Annotated in this window: 12 protein-coding genes, 2 tRNA genes and 2 pseudogenes; 8 read left to right on the top strand and 8 right to left on the bottom strand. The window is 67.4% G+C overall.

Features of this window, described 5'->3' with window-relative positions:
- Positions 1-73 precede the first annotated feature (73 nt).
- Positions 74-1,756, top strand: a complete 1,683-nt coding sequence (gene ettA, locus QM619_RS07665) for an energy-dependent translational throttle protein EttA (RefSeq protein ID WP_415106335.1) — start codon at positions 74-76, stop codon at positions 1,754-1,756.
- Positions 1,757-1,901: 145 nt separating this feature from the next.
- Here the strand turns inward: ettA and QM619_RS07660 are convergent, their stop codons facing one another.
- The 5 genes from QM619_RS07660 to QM619_RS07640 form a co-directional block, all read right to left on the bottom strand.
- Complete coding sequence (locus QM619_RS07660; protein ID WP_415106332.1) at positions 1,902-2,366, bottom strand: single-stranded DNA-binding protein; 465 nt, start codon at positions 2,364-2,366, stop codon at positions 1,902-1,904.
- Positions 2,367-2,532: 166 nt separating this feature from the next.
- Positions 2,533-4,122, bottom strand: a complete 1,590-nt coding sequence (locus QM619_RS07655; protein ID WP_415106329.1) for an ABC transporter — start codon at positions 4,120-4,122, stop codon at positions 2,533-2,535.
- Positions 4,119-5,960 carry an ABC transporter gene (locus QM619_RS07650; protein ID WP_415106326.1) on the bottom strand — a complete coding sequence of 614 codons (1,842 nt, stop codon included), beginning with the start codon at positions 5,958-5,960 and terminating at the stop codon, positions 4,119-4,121. The genes QM619_RS07655 and QM619_RS07650 overlap by 4 nt, the downstream gene beginning before the upstream one ends.
- A gap of 9 nt (positions 5,961-5,969) precedes the next feature.
- Complete coding sequence (locus QM619_RS07645) at positions 5,970-7,397, bottom strand: PrsW family intramembrane metalloprotease (RefSeq protein ID WP_415106323.1); 1,428 nt, start codon at positions 7,395-7,397, stop codon at positions 5,970-5,972.
- A 159-nt stretch (positions 7,398-7,556) separates the two neighbouring features.
- Positions 7,557-7,799, bottom strand: a complete 243-nt coding sequence (locus tag QM619_RS07640) for a hypothetical protein (protein WP_415106320.1) — start codon at positions 7,797-7,799, stop codon at positions 7,557-7,559.
- A 145-nt stretch (positions 7,800-7,944) separates the two neighbouring features.
- On the opposite strand from QM619_RS07640, the gene QM619_RS07635 reads away from it, so the two are divergent.
- Together QM619_RS07635 and QM619_RS07630 are read left to right on the top strand one after the other, a co-directional pair.
- Positions 7,945-8,301: an ABC transporter permease gene (locus QM619_RS07635; protein WP_415106318.1), complete on the top strand. Its 357-nt coding sequence runs from the start codon at positions 7,945-7,947 to the stop codon at positions 8,299-8,301.
- 8 nt (positions 8,302-8,309) lie between these two features.
- Complete coding sequence (locus QM619_RS07630; RefSeq protein WP_415106315.1) at positions 8,310-8,531, top strand: hypothetical protein; 222 nt, start codon at positions 8,310-8,312, stop codon at positions 8,529-8,531.
- An 8-nt stretch (positions 8,532-8,539) separates the two neighbouring features.
- On the opposite strand, the gene QM619_RS07625 is transcribed toward QM619_RS07630, so the two are convergent.
- Positions 8,540-8,613 (bottom strand) — tRNA-Arg (locus QM619_RS07625).
- 41 nt (positions 8,614-8,654) lie between these two features.
- On the opposite strand from QM619_RS07625, the gene QM619_RS07620 reads away from it, so the two are divergent.
- The 3 genes and pseudogenes from QM619_RS07620 to QM619_RS07610 all read left to right on the top strand — a co-directional run.
- Positions 8,655-9,842, top strand: coding sequence for an MFS transporter (locus QM619_RS07620; protein ID WP_415106312.1), 1,188 nt, complete (start codon positions 8,655-8,657; stop codon positions 9,840-9,842).
- 137 nt (positions 9,843-9,979) lie between these two features.
- Positions 9,980-11,161 (top strand): annotated as a pseudogene (locus tag QM619_RS07615) (ABC transporter substrate-binding protein); the annotation flags it as partial.
- A 41-nt stretch (positions 11,162-11,202) separates the two neighbouring features.
- A pseudogene (locus QM619_RS07610) lies at positions 11,203-11,980 on the top strand (carbohydrate ABC transporter permease); the annotation flags it as partial.
- On the opposite strand, the gene ppk2 reads toward QM619_RS07610, so the two are convergent.
- Positions 11,968-12,891, bottom strand: coding sequence for a polyphosphate kinase 2 (gene ppk2 / locus QM619_RS07605; protein WP_415106309.1), 924 nt, complete (start codon positions 12,889-12,891; stop codon positions 11,968-11,970). The pseudogene QM619_RS07610 and the gene ppk2 sit on opposite strands and share 13 nt — an antisense overlap.
- A 112-nt stretch (positions 12,892-13,003) precedes the next feature.
- On the opposite strand from ppk2, the gene orn reads away from it, so the two are divergent.
- Positions 13,004-13,618, top strand: coding sequence for an oligoribonuclease (orn, locus tag QM619_RS07600; RefSeq protein WP_415106306.1), 615 nt, complete (start codon positions 13,004-13,006; stop codon positions 13,616-13,618).
- 142 nt (positions 13,619-13,760) lie between these two features.
- Positions 13,761-13,833 (top strand) — tRNA-His (locus QM619_RS07595).
- Here QM619_RS07595 and QM619_RS07590 read toward each other — a convergent pair.
- Positions 13,829-15,439 carry a recombinase family protein gene (locus tag QM619_RS07590; RefSeq protein ID WP_415106303.1) on the bottom strand — a complete coding sequence of 537 codons (1,611 nt, stop codon included), beginning with the start codon at positions 15,437-15,439 and terminating at the stop codon, positions 13,829-13,831. The two genes, QM619_RS07595 and QM619_RS07590, sit on opposite strands and share 5 nt — an antisense overlap.
- Positions 15,440-16,038 lie beyond the last annotated feature (599 nt).

Genomic DNA, 16,038 nt, shown 5'->3' with positions numbered 1-16,038 from the left:
CGAAGCTCCCGCTGAGGCTCGATATACTCGTGGGCGCTCTGTTCGACTCTCCCTTTCCTTGACGAGGTTCCGTATGCCCGAGTTCGTGTTCACCATGCACAACGTCCGCAAGAAGCTGGGCGAGAAGCTGGTGCTCGACAACGTCACCATGTCGTTCTTCGAAGGCGCCAAGATCGGCGTCGTCGGACCCAACGGTGCCGGCAAGTCGACCATGCTCAAGCTGATGGCCGGTCTGATCCAGTCGGACAACGGCGATGTCTTCCTGAAGAAGGGGGCGTCGGTCGGCATCCTGCTGCAGGAGCCGCCGCTCACCGAGGGCAAGACGGTGATGGAGAACATCGAAGAGGCCGTTGCCGAGACCAAGGGCATGCTCGACCGGTTCAACGAGGTCGGCATGGAGATGGCCGAGCCTGACGCCGACTTCGATGCGCTGATGGAAGAGATGGGCAACCTGCAGGCCCAGCTCGATCATCGCCAGGCATGGGACCTGGACTCCCAGCTGGAGCAGGCGATGGACGCCCTGCAGTGTCCGCCCAGCGAAACCGTCGTCGACGTGCTGTCGGGCGGCGAGCGGCGCCGGGTGGCGCTGTGCAAGCTGCTGCTGCAGCAGCCCGACCTGCTGCTGCTCGACGAGCCCACCAACCACCTGGACGCCGAGAGCGTGAACTGGCTCGAGGGCCATCTGAAGTCGTACCCCGGTGCGGTGCTGGCGGTCACCCACGACCGCTACTTCCTGGACAACGTGGCGGAGTGGATCTGCGAGATCGACCGCGGCCAGTTGCACCCCTACGAGGGCAACTACTCCACCTATCTGGAGACCAAGCGGCAGCGACTGCAGATCGAGGGCAAGAAGGACGCCAAACGCGCCAAAATCTTGGAGAAGGAACTCGAGTGGGTGCGGGCGAACCCGAAGGCTCGCCAGGCGAAGAACAAGGCCCGCCTGGCCCGCTACGAGGAACTTGCCGCCGAGGCCGATCGGCGCCGTCAGGTCGACCTGACCGAGATCAACATTCCGCCCGGCCCGCGGCTCGGCTCCGACGTGTTGGACGCCAAGAAGCTGGTCAAGGGCTTCGACGACCGGGTGCTGATCGACAACCTGTCGTTCACCCTGCCCCGCGCCGGCATCGTCGGCATCATCGGCCCGAACGGCGTGGGCAAGACCACGCTGTTCAAGATGATCGTCGGCGAGGAGCATCCCGACGCGGGCAGCCTGGACGTCGGCAAGACCGTCCAGATCTCGTACGTGGACCAGTCCCGTGGCGGGATCGACTCGTCGAAGAACGTCTGGGAGGTCGTCTCGGACGGCCTGGACCACATCAAGGTCGGCAACTTCGAAATGCCGTCGCGTGCTTATGTCGCCTCCTTCGGGTTCAAAGGTCCCGACCAGCAGAAGCTGGCGGGGGTGCTGTCGGGTGGTGAACGCAACCGCCTCAATCTGGCCTTGACGCTGAAGATGGGTGGCAACCTGCTGCTGCTCGACGAGCCGACCAACGACCTGGACGTCGAGACACTGCAGTCGCTGGAAGACGCGCTGCTGGAGTTCCCTGGCTGTGCCGTGGTGATCTCGCACGACCGCTGGTTCCTCGACCGGGTCGCCACCCACATCCTGGCGTGGGAGGGCAGCGATGACGACGAGGCGAACTGGTTCTGGTACGAGGGCAACTTCGCCGACTACGAGGTGAACAAGGTGGCTCGGCTCGGTGCCGAGGCGGCCCGTCCGCACGCCAGCAAGCACCGGCGACTCACCCGCGACTGAACACGGCACCGGTACCGGCAGCCGACCTGGGGGACGGGGGAGGTACCCCGCATGCCGGCCGCCGGCCCGCTGCCCCAGGGTTTCGACTCGCCAGCCGGACGAACCGGCTGGACGTCCCCCTCGGGCGGACTTGTGATGCGGCTGATCAGGCGGCGACTGTCTGCCCCTTGGCGGGGCTGGCCGGATCGTCGGCGTCTTCCAGTTCTTTGAACACGCTCGGGTCGTCCACGGGCGGCTGCTGGGACGATCGCTCGGTCTTCTTGAAGGCCGTGGTGCCACGGCTCAGGTCGTGCCCGACGGCGACCGCTTCGAGCACCAGCCGCTCGCGCAATTCGCCTGTTTCGGTGTTCGTCCAGGCCCAGGTGGTCAGCCGTCCGGTGACGATCAGCGGGTCGCCCTTGGCGACGCTCGCCTGCACGTTGAGCGAGAGCTGCCGGTTGCGGCAGTTCACGTTCAACCAGGTCGTGTCGCCGTCGCGCCAGCTGCCGTTGCGGACGAACCGCGGGGTGCAGGCGAGCCGGAACGCGGCGTAGGCCCATTCGTTGGTGTCGTCGGTGCGGACGTCGATGTCGCTGCCGACGTTTCCGGTGACGGTGATGGTGGCGTCCATGCTGCCTCCTGTGGACTGGGATGATCTGTCGTCCTCAGTGTGGGCACGTCGCTCGAAAAGTGTTCAAAATCGTCAGCGGGGATCTCGACAAGCTCGACCAACGCAGGCCGGCAAGGTCTCGACAAGCTCGACCAACGGATAGCTCGACCAACGAAGGGCGCCCCTCTCAGCGGGCCTCGCGGACCGCAGCCACCGCGCGCCGATGACGGTCCAGCTCTTCCTCGACCGGCGCCAGCAGTTCGGCGTCGGTGACCTTGGCGATCGCCTGGTGCAAGATCCGCTCGACCCGATGCGCCTTGCCGCGGGCGCCGACCGAGACGCCGAGCGCCGACAAGCCGGCCAAGGCGAGCCCGCCGGCCACTCCGCCGGCGAGCAGCACGAACTGGGCCGGCCAATTCCACCAGTACACGGTCGGGAGGCCACCGAAGCCGAGCGCCGGCGCGAACATCACGAACAGCGTCCACAGCCCGCCGACGACGACGGCCACCAACAGCACCCATTGCAGGGCCCGCACCACCGACCACCACCCGGTGCCTCGGTCGGGTTCCAGGTCAGCACCCGCGATCGCGGTGTCCAACCGGTCCATCAGCAGTGCCTCGTGGCCCCGTGCGGCGGCGTTCACCGCCGCCGCCCAGCCGCGGGGCAGGCCCTCGGACGCGGCGTCCACCAGCTCGCGCAGTCCCCGGTCGAGCCGGGCCCGCTGCACCGGGCCGGCGTTCGGCAACGAGGTGCGGCTGATCGCAGTGGGCGCCAGCCGGCGGTCGCTCTGATCGAGCCGCAGCGCGCGCAGCGGGTCGGGCTTGAACCGGGCCACCCAGTTCACGAACGGCCATCCGGTGGCCAGCCCGCCACGCAATTTCCAGGTGTCCCGGACGCCTTCGACGGCCAGCGGGACGCCGCTCGCGTCCGCCAACGCCTGGACCAGCGGCTCGCGGCGTTTCCGGTCCAGCACCGGCGTGGTCGCGCCGCCCAGTTCGCCGGCCAGCTCCTGCGCGGCGACCGTGACGTCGGCCGCGGTCCGGGCGCTGATCGCCGCCTTGTCGGCCACCGCCTGCGCGAGCACCTGCCGCAACTCGGGGACACCGGTGCCGTCCAGCGCCGACATGGACATCAGCCGAGCCCGCCCCAGCCCCTCGTCGTCGAGCAAACGCCGCAGATCGGTCATCGCGTCGGCCAGCTCGTCGGGCCGCAGCCGGTCGGACTGGTTGAGCACCACGATCATCACCTCGGCGTACTGGGCGAGCGGCCGCAGATAGCGTTCGTGCAGGGCGGCGTCGGCGTACTTCTGCGGGTCGACGATCCAGATCAGCATGTCGACCAGCGGCACCAGCCGATCGACCGTCATTCGGTGCGCGGTCTCGGTCGAATCGTGGTCGGGCAGGTCGAGCAGCACCAGGTTCGCGAACGCGCTGCGCTGCGCCGGCACCAGATGGCGCCGGGGCACATCCAGCCAGTCGAGCAAGTCGCCCGGCAGCTCGCTCCCCCACGCCACCGCCATCGCCGTCGCGGTGGTCGGACGCCGCACGCCGGCGGTGGCGAACGCGGTGCCGCTGATCGCGTTGAACGAGGTCGACTTGCCCGAGCCGGTCGCCCCGGCCAGGGCCACCACGGTGTGGTCGCCGGCGAACGTCCCGCGCTCACCGGCCCGTTTCAGCACCGCCGCGGCCCGCGCGACCACCTCGGGCGCGGACCGGTCCCGGCTCAGCTCGACGGCCTGATCGAGCGCTCGCAGTCGTTGCGCCAGCGTCCGGCTCACCGGCCCTCACCCCCGTCGCCGGCCGGCAACTCGGGACCCGGCAACTCGGGACGCCGCGGAACCTGCCGGGCCACCGGTGCGGCCTCATCGAGCCCCACCCCATCGTCGAGCCCGGCAACGGCGGCATCGATCGGATCGTCGACCCCACCACGGGCTTCTCCGATCGCAGCCAACGCCGCACGGACCTCGTCCGCCACCTCGGCACGGACGCCGACCCCGTCCAGAACGGCCTCGTAACGAGCCAGTTCGGTGGCCAGCAGCGCCTCGACGCGGGCGTCCAGATCACGTTTGGCCCGCTTGGCGAGCCGGCGGACGGCGTCCTCGCCGAAGACTGCTTCGAGGACCCGCTGGGCGAGCAGGGCGGCGCCGCCGGCGACCCCGACCTCGGCGCCGGTGATGCCACCGGTGGTCGAGAACACCAGGATCATCAGCGCCACCCCGACCCCGTTGGTGCCCAACGCCAGGAACCGGGCCCGCGACTTCTTCGATCCGCCCTCGTTGCTGACCAGCTCCAGGACATCGGCCTGCCAATTCCTGATCGCCAGCGACACCTGAGCGGGAAAATCGGGCGATCCGCGATGCAGGACGGCGCCAGCCGGAGTATCCAGCAGCTGGCGTCCGGCCGGATCGTTCTCCCATGCCGCCGCGGCGCGCTCGGCGGCCGCCTCCCCTTCTTCCCGGATCAGCACCTCCATGCCCGACTCCACCGCCAGCTTCACCTCGCCGACCTGTGCCGGCTCGCCGCGCAGGGACGCCATCAGCCGGTCGCGCAGCCAGCCGATCTTCTGCTCCACAGCCCGGAAGAATTCGCCGGTGCCGACGAAGTCCTGCCAACGGGCCAGCACCTCGCCGCGCAGCAGGCTGCCGTCGGCGGTCTGGACGCCGATCGTGCGGGCCCCCTCTCGGTAGGCGCCTTCGGCGTCGGCGCGCAGTTGAGCCAACGCTGCGGTCTGTTCATCAGCCGCCTCCGCCACCGCGGGCGCCGTCCGGCATTGGGCGGCGATCGCGCCTTCCAGGGTCTGCAGAACGACCGCGGCCCGGACCCTGGTGTCGGCCACCAGTGCGGACAGCCAGTCCCGGATCGGCGCGACGGCGGTGTCCGGCAGCAGCCCTTCGTCGTCGGTCACGGTCTCCGGGACGGCGAACAGCGGCGAGTCGCCCAGCCCCCGGTCGGCCATCAGAGCGCCCAGATGCGCCGGAACCTCGGTCATCGCCGCCGGCGGCACCCTCTGCAACACGACGGCCAGGGCCGTGCTCCGCTCGGCTGCCGAACGCAGATACTCCCACGGCACCGCGTCGGCGTAGCGGGCCGCGGTGGTGACGAACAGCCAAAGGTCGGCGGCGGCCAGCAGCTGCGCGGCCAGCGCCCGGTTCTCGGCCACCACAGAGTCGATGTCGGGCGCGTCCAGGATCGCCAATCCTTGCGGCAGGGACGCCTCCGGCACCAGCTGCAGGGTGCGGGTGTCATCCGCGGCCTCCAGAGAACGAGCCAGACCGGGCAGAATCCGGTCCGGACCGAACCAGTGCGCGTCGTCGGGGTGATGCACCAGAACCGGTGAGCGCGTGGTCGGACGGATCACGCCGGGACGACTGACCGTCCTGCCGATCATCGAGTTGATCAGCGTCGATTTGCCGGCCCCGGTGGAACCGCCGATCACCGCCAGCAGCGGGGCGTCCAGACGATGGAGCCGCGGCAGCAGATAGTCGTTCAGCTGACCGGTGAGGTCACGCGCCAGGGTGAGCGCCGGGTCGCGTCCGGGCAGGTCGAGGGGCAGCCGAACTCGGCCGAGAGCGTTCGCGAGCAGCTCGAGCGAACTCGCCAGTTGGCCAGCGCTCATGCCTCTCCCTCAACCTGTGGGCGGTCCCCAGGTCGGGTCCACCCTGGAGTATTGCTGTGATCCTAGTGGTGCCGAGCCTGGTCCGGCGGGCCAGTTTCCACCGATTCCGGCCGGACCCGGATAGTTCGGCGGCGGGTAGTCCACACTCTGCTGCTTGCGCAGCGTCGGCAGGCTGAGCCGCTGGCCGCGCGGATCGTCGATGGCCAGGCCGCGCAGCGACCGCGCCTGATAGAGCAGTTCGGTGGCACGCGCCTGTCCGACGCCGTCGATGACGCCCTTCACCTCGGCGTCCCGTAGGTAGGCGAGCTCGGTCAAGGTGCGTTGCAGGCTGAGCGTGGCGCGCAGCACCGCCCACCCGCGGGTCGCAGCCACGATCAGCGCGCGCGCCCGGCGGCGGACTCGTGACGCCGTCTCCGGATCGACCGGCTGCAACCAGCCCATCCGGGCATAGTCGGCGAGCCGGGCCCGAATCTTGCGGCTTTCGGCGAACAGCTGTCGCACCGCGTAGATCGCGGCGGACGCGACCAGCGGCAGCGCGACCGCGAAGTAGATGACGTAGCGCATCATGCCCTGAGCGAAGCTGGCCTGGGAGTTGAACATCATATGCAGCAACGCGGCGAGCAGGTAGCCGATCAGCGGCGCCAGCACCCGCACCACCTTGCTGTGGGTGCGCAGCGCGACGATCAGGCCCAGGCCGGTCATCATGGTGAACAACGGATGCCCGAACGCCGTCCAGAAGCCGCGCAGCCAGACGAGGTCGCGGATGGCCGATTCGGCGTCCCCGGTGTTGATCTGGGAGCTCGAATACATGATCGCGCGCGCGTAGTACATGATGTTCTCGGTGAACGCGAAGCCGGCCGCCGACAGACCGGCCAGGGCCACCCCGTTGAGCTTGGTGACCAGCTGATAGCGCACCAGCATCGCGACGCCGAACAGCACCGTCGCCTTCGCGGCCTCTTCCACGAACGGCGCGATGTAGATCGCAGCACGAGCCCCCGTGGTGGGGTCGGCCTGTGTGCCGGCCACGACGATCGACAGCTGCTCGGACGCCCAGGTGTTGACCAGCAGGGACAGGAAGGTCGCCACCGACGCGCCCCAGCCCAGCGTCAGATACCAGATCAGCAACCGCTGCGGCCGGAACCGGTCGGCAAGCACGAAGAGCACGATCCAGAAGATCAGCGTCGGCAGCGCGAACCAGAACGAGTCGCGGATCGCCGAATGGTTGATGCCGGGCACCACACCGTCGCGGACCGGAGTGTCGGCGGTCATCATCGCGTACATCGACCACAGACAGGCCGCGTAGATCGCGGTGAAGACCAGGCCGATCCAGGTCCAGGGGTTGGTCAGGATGCGTTTGGGCAGCGGCGCGGACAGGTCCGGCTGTGACGGTATGCCGTTGAGCAACCGGCGATGCCGGGCAATGGTGTCCGTCGACATGCCGGCAAGACTACCGGGCGCTCCTCAGCGGGTCGGTGCACGCGCTTGTCGATGGGGTTCGGAGTCAGGGCCGCCCGTCGTGACCCGCGTATTGGTCGACACCAACGTCGTCATCTCGGCACCGTTGTTCCCGCGGTCGGCTCCCGGTGAGGTACTGGTTCAGGTGCTGGCGGGAAGACGGCCGGCCCGGACGTTTGCGCTGCGCGGCGGGGAGGCGTCCAGGGCGCGCAGCATGCGGTGGAGTGGCTCGCGCAGCTCGCTGCGTGCCGGCTCGGCCAGATCGGTGACGTAGTCGACTCCCGCAGGAATCCAGGACATGCCGTACATCGTGTCCCGGAAGTCGGTGCCGCCCACACTCCAGCGAGTGTGGGCGGCGTCCTCGCCTCGGCACTTTGCGCCCATTGGCCGAAGTAGGACCGCATCTCGTCGAGCGGCAGGGCCATCACGACCTCCGCCTCGACGGCATTCCGAACCCAGGAGCGCGCGACCAGAATGAACTCCGCGATCTCCTCCTGTGTAACGGCTTCGGCGTGAAGAGCACCCGTGTGTGCTCGAGATCGGCGAGACCCTGCAGTGGTTCGTTCCGGGCGTGCTGGTGATGATCGTGCTGTTCGGCACCGGCGCGACCGGACCGAATCTGCAGTACGAGATGGTGACCGGTTCGCACGAGCGCACCCTGGTCGCGCCGCTGTCGCGTTCCTCGCTGCTGATCGGCCGAGCCCTGAAGGAGATCGCTCCGATCGCGGCGCAGGCCGTCATCATCGTGCTAATCGCCTGGCCGTTCGGGTTCACCGTCCATGTGCAGGGGCTGGTGGTCGGACTCGTCCTACTCGCGGTGTTCGGCGTCGGCCTGGGTGCGCGCTCCGACACGCTCGCCTTGAAGACAAAAGACCGGGAGCGCTGATCTTCCCGTTGCTGATCCTGTCCGGCACGCTGCTGCCCCTCGACACGGCGCCGGCCTGGATGCGTGCGGTGGCTTCGGTCAATTCGATCAACTGGGTGGTGCAGGCCGAGCGGGCGCTGCTGGACGGCGAGCTCTGCGCCATCCCGGTGCTCTGGGGCTGGATCGCGGCACTCGCCCTCGCGGCAGTGGGCGTGCTCATCGGCGTCCGGACAATCCGTAAGAGCGACTGAGAGGTGGGCGCCTCGGGCGAGACTCGAACTCGCGACCAGCCGCTTAGAAGGCGGCTGCTCTATCCAACTGAGCTACCGAGGCAGTGTCGACGCTCAGCGTATATCGTCCTATAGGTTGCTCGGGTGAGTCTGGTCGGCGGTGGCGGTGCGCCATGGCGGCGTCTCGCCACCGCCATCTACCTGCCGACCGCCGTGTCGTTCATCGGATTCGGCGCCATCGTCCCGTTGGTGCCGCTGACCGCCCGTGCCTTGGGCGCCTCGATCGCCGAAGCAGCCTTGGTGGTGGCGTTGATGGGGGTCGGCAGCCTGATCGGGGCGTTGCCGGCGGGAGTCATCGCCGACCGGTTCGGTGAGAAGAAGTCGCTTGTCGGGGCGCTGTTCGTGGACGTCGCCTGCCTGCTCACCTGCGTGTTCGCACCCAACACCTGGGTGCTGGCCGGGGCGGTCTTCGTGACCGGGCTGTCCGGTTCGATGCTCAGCCTGGCCCGCCAGTCGTATCTGACCGTCGCCGTCGGCCTGGAGTATCGGGCTCGCGCGCTGTCCACCCTGGGCGGGGTGTTCCGGATCGGCTCGCTGGTCGGGCCGCTGATGGGTGCCGCGGTGGTCAGCGTCTGGGGGTTGCAGGCGGCGTACCTGGTGGCGTCCGGCACCAGCCTGCTGGCGGCGATCGTCACCCTGGCGCTGCCCGATCTTCCGGTCCCCGAGCATGAGCCGGGTCAGCCCGTCCGGCTGGCGCAGGTACTGCGTCGGCATGCGCGCACCTACGCCACCGCCGGGACGGGTGCCGCCGCCTTGATGTTGGTCCGCACCTCTCGCGACGCGCTGCTGCCGCTGTGGTGCGAGCAGATCGGCCTAGACGCGGCCGCCACCAGCCTGATCTTCGCGTTGTCGTCCGGCATCGACATGACGCTGTTCTATGTCGGCGGCTCGGTGATGGACCGGTTCGGACGCCGCTGGGTGTCGGTGCCGGCGATGGTGATCATGGGGCTCTGTTTCGCCCTGCTGCCGCTGGCTCACTCGCTGCTCGCCGTGGCCGTGTTCGCCGCCCTGCTCGGGCTGGGCAACGGCATCTCGGCCGGCGTGGTGATGACGATCGGTTCGGACGCCTCGCCGGCGGTAGGGCGTCCGCAGTTCCTGGCCGGCTGGCGATTGACCAGCGGCATCGGGCAGGCGGCCGGCCCGCTGTTGGTCACCGCGATTGCGGCCGTGGCACCGCTGGCGGCGGCAGCTCTCGCGGTCGGTGCGATCGGTCTGACCGGTGCCGGCTGGCTGTGGCGCTGGGTGCCCGAGCCATCCGTTCAGGGCCGTTGAGGCGGTCGCTGTGTCGCACGGACGGTTTGCATAACATCCCGGCAACGACAAGGGGTATCGCCTTGACCGTCGGCGGCGGGCGAGCCTAGCGTGGCTGCAACCGGGGCCCGCTGAGCGAGGCTCCCTGAGGCGATCCAATGGAGGATCTCATGCGTGCTCCTGCACTTGCGGTCGCCCTCTCGCTGGTCGGCTGCAGTTCCGGCACGCCGGCCGCCAGCCCGTCGGCGAGTTTCCACCGTGGCGTCCGCTCCTGGCGGCGGCGCCGGTGGCGAGGTCGGCGTCTTCACCTGGTGGGCGGACGGCTCCGAAAAGGTGGGCCTGGATGCCTTGGTGAAGCTATTCAAAGAGAAGTACGCCAACGACACCTTCGGGAACCTGGCCGTCGCCGGCGGTGCCGGCAGCAACGCCAAGGCAAAGCTGGCCTCCGAATTGCAGAACGGCAATCCGCCCGACTCGTTCCAGGGCCATGCCGGCGCCGAGTTGCAGGACTACATCCGCGCCTCCCAGATCGAGCCGGTCAATGATGTAATCGCCGCGCTCGGCGGGGCGTCGGTGCTCCCGCAGAGTCTGCTCGACCTGCTCACCGTCCAGGGCAACATATATTCGGTGCCGTCCAATATCCACCGGGCGAACGTCGTCTGGGTGAACCCGGACGTGTTGAAGAAGGCCAACATCACCGCCGAGCCGGCCGACCTGGACGCGTGGCTCGCCGACATGCAGAAGCTGAAGGACGCCGGCGTCTCCACGCCGCTGAGCGTCGGCGGCAACTGGACGCAGGTTGGACGCAGGTGCAGCTGTTCGAGACCGTCCTGATCGCCGATCTGGGCGTCGACGAATACACCAAGCTGTTCGCCTCGGGCGCCAAGTGGGAATCCGACGGAGTCAAGAAGGCGGTCGCGCATTACGCCAAGCTGCTCAGCTACGCCAACACCGCCTCGGACGGCGACGATTGGCCGGGCGCCACGGACGCGGTGATCAACGGCAAGGCCGCCTACAACGTGATGGGCGAATGGGCGGTGGCCGAGTTCACCTCGAAGAACAAGAAGGACGGCGTCGACTACACCTACTTCGCGGTGCCCGGCACCAAGGGCGTCTTCGACTTCTTGGCCGATTCGTTCACCCTGCCGACGGGTGCGAAGAATCCCGGTGGCGCCAAGGACTGGCTGGCGTTGATCGGCTCGCCGGAGGGCCAGAAGGCGTTCAACCTGGCCAAGGGTTCCATTCCGGCGCGCACCGACGTCCCGTCGACCGATTTCCCGGCCTACCAGCAGTCGGCGATGGCGGCGTCCTTCAAGTCGGACAAGATCGCGCCGTCGATCGTGGTGCTGATTCCGCTGTACGTGGTGCTGGTGACGTGGCGCTGGTGACCAGTTTCAAAGGTGGCGCGGAAGTGTCGTCGGCGACCGCCTGGGACCTGCCGCACATCTTCTCCACCGAGGGCTGGACGTCCGCCGCCACCCGGCTCGCGCCGGCGTTGGGCCGCTCGCTGGTGCTGGCCGTCTCAGCGGCCGTGCTGTCGTCGATTCTCGGCTCGCTGAACGGCTACGTCTTCGCCAAATGGAAGTTCCCCGGCGCCGACGTCGTGCTCACCGCGTCCCTGTTCGGCATGTTCATTCCCTATCAGGCGGTGATGATCCCGCTGCAGAAAATGCTGCTCGACCTGCAGACCCACGGATTCGGCTGGGTCGACGGCATTCCGAAACTGATCCTGGTGCACACCATCTACGGCATCCCGATCTGCACGCCGATCTTCCGCAACTACTACGCGACCGCCGTCCCGACCGAGATTCTCGAAGCGGCTCGGGTGGACGGCGCGGGCATGCTGCGGATATACACCTCGATCGTGCTGCCGGTGTCGATCCCCGGTTTCGTGGTGGCCCTGACCTGGCAGTTCACCTCGGCCTGGAACGACTTCCTGTTCGCGCTGTTCCTGACCTCGTCGCGCAACGGCCCGGTGACCCACGCCCTGCAAGAACTCGCCGGCGGACAGAACCCGGACTACCCGTCGATCATGGCCGGCGTCCTGGTCGCCTCACTGCCCATGCTGGGTGGTGTACATCCTGCTCGGGCACTACTTCATCAGCGGACTGATGAGCGGCTCGGTCAAATGGCCGGAACCGCCGATTCAGTCGTCGTAGGACTCGCGGCCCCGGCGCACGATCAGCGGATCGGGGTCGTGCACCACCGAGGTGTCCTTGCCCTCGTAGTCGAACTGGTTCAGGAAGGCCCGCATGGCGTTGATCCGGGCCCGCTTCTTGTCGTTGCTGCGAATCGTGGTCCACGGCGCATGCTTGGTGTCGGTGCGCGCAAACATGGCCTCCTTGGCCGCCGAGTAGGCGTCCCAGCGGTCGAGCGATTCCAGGTCCATCGGCGAAAGCTTCCAGCGCCGCACCGGGTCGATCTGCCGGATCGCGAACCGCGTCCGCTGCTCACGCCGGGTGACCGAGAACCAGAATTTGGTGATGTGGATGCCCGACTCGATCAGCATCCGCTCGAACTTCGGCGCGTGCTGCATGAACGTCTCGTACTGTTCGTCGGTGCAGAAGCCCATCACCCGCTCGACGCCGCCGCGGTTGTACCAGGACCGGTCGAACAGGACGATCTCGCCGCTGGTCGGGAAGCGCCGGATGTAGCGCTGGAAGTACCACTCCCCCAGCTCGGTGCTGGACGGCTTGGTCAACGCCACCACGCGGGCGGCGCGGGGGTTGAGGTGCTCGATGAACCGCTTGATGGTGCCGCCCTTGCCTGCGGCGTCACGGCCCTCGAAGACAATGATGTGCTTCAGCCCGTTGTCCTGGCCGTGGTACTGGAATTTCAGCAACTCGACCTGCAGCAGGTACTTCTCCTGCTCGTACTCCTCACGACTCATCAGCTCGTCGTAGGGGTAGTCCTCACGCCAGGTCTCGACAGCGCGGCCGCCCGGATCGATCAACTCCGGATCTGCGCTCTGGCTGTCCGCCACCGTGTACCCGGCGGCGACCAGCTTGTCGATGAACTCGCGAAGGTTGTCGTCGGCATCAGGCTGGAGCGCGTCCAGGTCAATCGTCATTGGGGTCCTCCCGGCTCGGCGTGAGACAAGCCTATTGGTTCCTTCCGTCCCGTCCAGTGCCGCGCCACTCCGACACGTCGAGACTTCGCCGGTCAGCACTAGAGTGTTGGCCGTGGCTGACCTTCTGGTGTGGATCGATTGCGAGATGACCGGGCTCGACCTCACCAGCGATGCGTTGATCGAAGTGGCCGCCCTGGTGACGGACGGCGAACTCAACGTCCTCGGCGACGGTGTCGACGTGGTGGTCAAGCCGTCCGCGGCGGCGCTGAGCCAGATGAGCGACTTCGTCCGCGAGATGCACGACAAGTCGGGGCTGCTGACACTGCTGGACGACGGTCTCGACATGGAGACCGCCGAGCAGCAGGTGCTCGACTACGTCCGCCAGTGGGTGCCGAATGTGCGGACCGCGCCGCTGGCCGGCAACACCATCGGCACCGACCGGGCGTTCCTGGCCCGCGACATGCCGGCCCTGGAGTCGCACGTGCACTACCGCAACGTGGACGTCTCCAGTATCAAAGAGCTGGCTCGCCGCTGGTACCCGCGGGCCTATTACAACACCCCCACCAAGTCGGGAAACCACCGCGCGCTGGCCGACATCCGCGAGTCGATCGAGGAGTTGCGCTACTACCGCGAGGCGGTCTTCGTCCCGCAGCCGGGGTTGTCCACCGCCGAGTTGCGAAAGATCGCCGCCGTCCACCAAGGTGCGCTGAGCGGGCCTGTGACGTAGGTCGGCACCGACTGAGATCTCGGACCCCCGATCAGGATCGCCGCCCGCACTGGATGGTGCGTGACGGCGGCGTCCCGATTGGCGCGCCCCGACACCGGTGACCTAGACTGTCCTAGCCGTGGCGCCCGACCGCCACGACATGGTGGGTATAGCTCAGCTGGTAGAGCACCTGGTTGTGGTCCAGGATGTCGCGGGTTCGAGTCCCGTTACTCACCCTGATGTGGCGAGGTTCAAACCCTCGACCAGAGTCACCGCTCTGGTTCCGGTTTGAACCTCGCCCTTTGTTTTCGCCTCGGCAGCCCAGTTCAGGGCGTTGGCCTGCACCTCGGGATCGCACAGCGTGTCGTAAGGCCGCTGGTACGTGACGCAGGGCTCCCCGTCGTCGTCAATGAAGATGGCGGTGAAGAACGCCTGGTTGCACAGACGACGGTTCGCGTCGTCGCACCGCCGGTAGATGTCCGCCGCATGTGCGAGCAGCCCAATCGAATCCTCCAGGTTCGCGCGAGCCTCGGCGTACTGGTCGTGGTGGGCGACGATCCGGTTGTTGATCGTCTCCAACTCAGCACCGATCCGGGCTTGCTCCTGCTTGAGCAGGTCCAGCGGCACGGCGTCGGCGTAGTGCGCTTGCAGCAGCTTGACCCGCTCGTTGTCGAGACGGTCACGGTCAGTGGCGAGCCCAGCCAGCTCCTTGACATCGGCAGCCATCAGCCGGTCGAACGTGGCGTGGAGCATCCCGGCGACGTTCTGCCGGGTCTGTCCGTCGATCTGGATGGTCTCGTAGTAGCCCTCGATTAGTCGCTCCACGTCTTCGATGAGCACGGCCTGCCGGGTGCAACCGCTCGTGTCACCGTGCCGACCCGAGCACACGAAGTACGGGTAGACCTTGCCATGACGGTTACGGGAGTGGCAGATGAGCAGCCGACTGCCGCACTGTCCGCAGTAGACTGTGCCCTTCAGGTAGTGGTCGTGAATCTGGGTGGCGTCGGCGGCAGACTTGTGGGCGTCGAGTACGGACTGGACTTGGTACCAGACCTCGCGCGGCACGATCGCTTCGTGCGTGCCCTTGTACGTGGCCCCCTTGTAGCGGATGTCGCCCTTGTAGTACGGGTTCGTGAGAATCCGATGCACGCTCGACAGGCCGATGGGTTTGGACGGCCGGTTGGGCGACGGCGGCGTGTTCAGGCCACGCCGCACGAGTTCGCGGTGGAGCTGGGTGGTCGTCCACTGGCCCGAAGCGAAGACCTGGAACGCCCACGTCACCAACTCCGCTCGCTCAGGATCGACCTGCACGGTGCGTATCTCACGGCCGCGGTCGTCACGGACTCCGACGTTGAGGTAGCCCATCGGTGCCCGGTTGATCGTGCCTCCTTGCGCCGCCTTCTGCGACAAGCCCTTGATCGTCTCGGTGGCAAGGTTGCGGGAGTAGAACTCCGCGATCGAGGACATGATGCCGTGCAGCAACATCCCCGAAGGAGTCTCATCGATGTTCTCGCTGGCTGACACCAGCATCACGCCTGCGTCGCGTAGCGCGAGGTGGATCGTCACGTCGTCGGCGCGGTTGCGTGCAAGCCGGTCGACCTTGTGGACGATGCAGTAGTTGATCTGGTGCTCGGTGACGTACTGGATCATCCGCATCAGTTCGGGTCGGTCGGCCTTGCGTGCCGACTCGCCGGCGTCCACGAACTCTTCGATCACGGTTGCGCCGAGCTGTTCGGCCTTGCGGCGGTTCGCTTCGCGTTGGGCAGGGATGGAGTATCCCTCGTCCGTGCCGCCCTTCTCCGCTTGCTCCTTGGTGGAGACGCGCAGGTAGGAAACGGCCACGGCACCGCCCGTAGGCACCGATGGGGACAGGAGGCTATCGACCGCGGCTCGGTCGACAGTAAGGGTTGTCATGGCTCTTCTCCGCGAGTGGTGGTCCAGACGCCCACCGCAGAGCTGTCAACTGCGAATGTTGATTGTGAGAAGAGCCCGAAGGCTGTAGGACGAGGCCCAGGTCGGCCAAGTTCGCGTGCCCGCCGAGACGGCGGGGTTTAGGACCACAACATCCACCTCTGCGGCGGACACCTTCATTCTACGACGAGTCGCTGACACCGGCCATAGCCCGGTGTTCCCGCGCACGTGTGGCTCGCTGTTCACCAGAGTCTTGGAGCGCGAACCGGATCAGCAGCTCGGTCAGCTTGTCAAGGTCGGGGGGCTCTCTGTGCTCGGCGCGCACAGACAGGTTCCGCTCCTCTCGTGACCGACGGTTGGTCTTCCTGACGTACTTGCGCGGCATCAGTCCTTCACCTCGCCCTGGGCTGCCGGGTTTTTTCCGGACTTGCTTGTTGGTTGTTTTCTAGGCGGCTGTTGGGTTGGTGTTGTTGCCGTAGAGGACTTCGTTGGGCGTTTGGTATCCAAGTGTGGAATGAAGTCTACGCTGA

Source organism: Micropruina sp., from assembly GCF_047606665.1.
GTDB lineage: Bacteria > Actinomycetota > Actinomycetes > Propionibacteriales > Propionibacteriaceae > Micropruina.
This window is presented reverse-complemented; position numbering and strand designations above follow the sequence as displayed.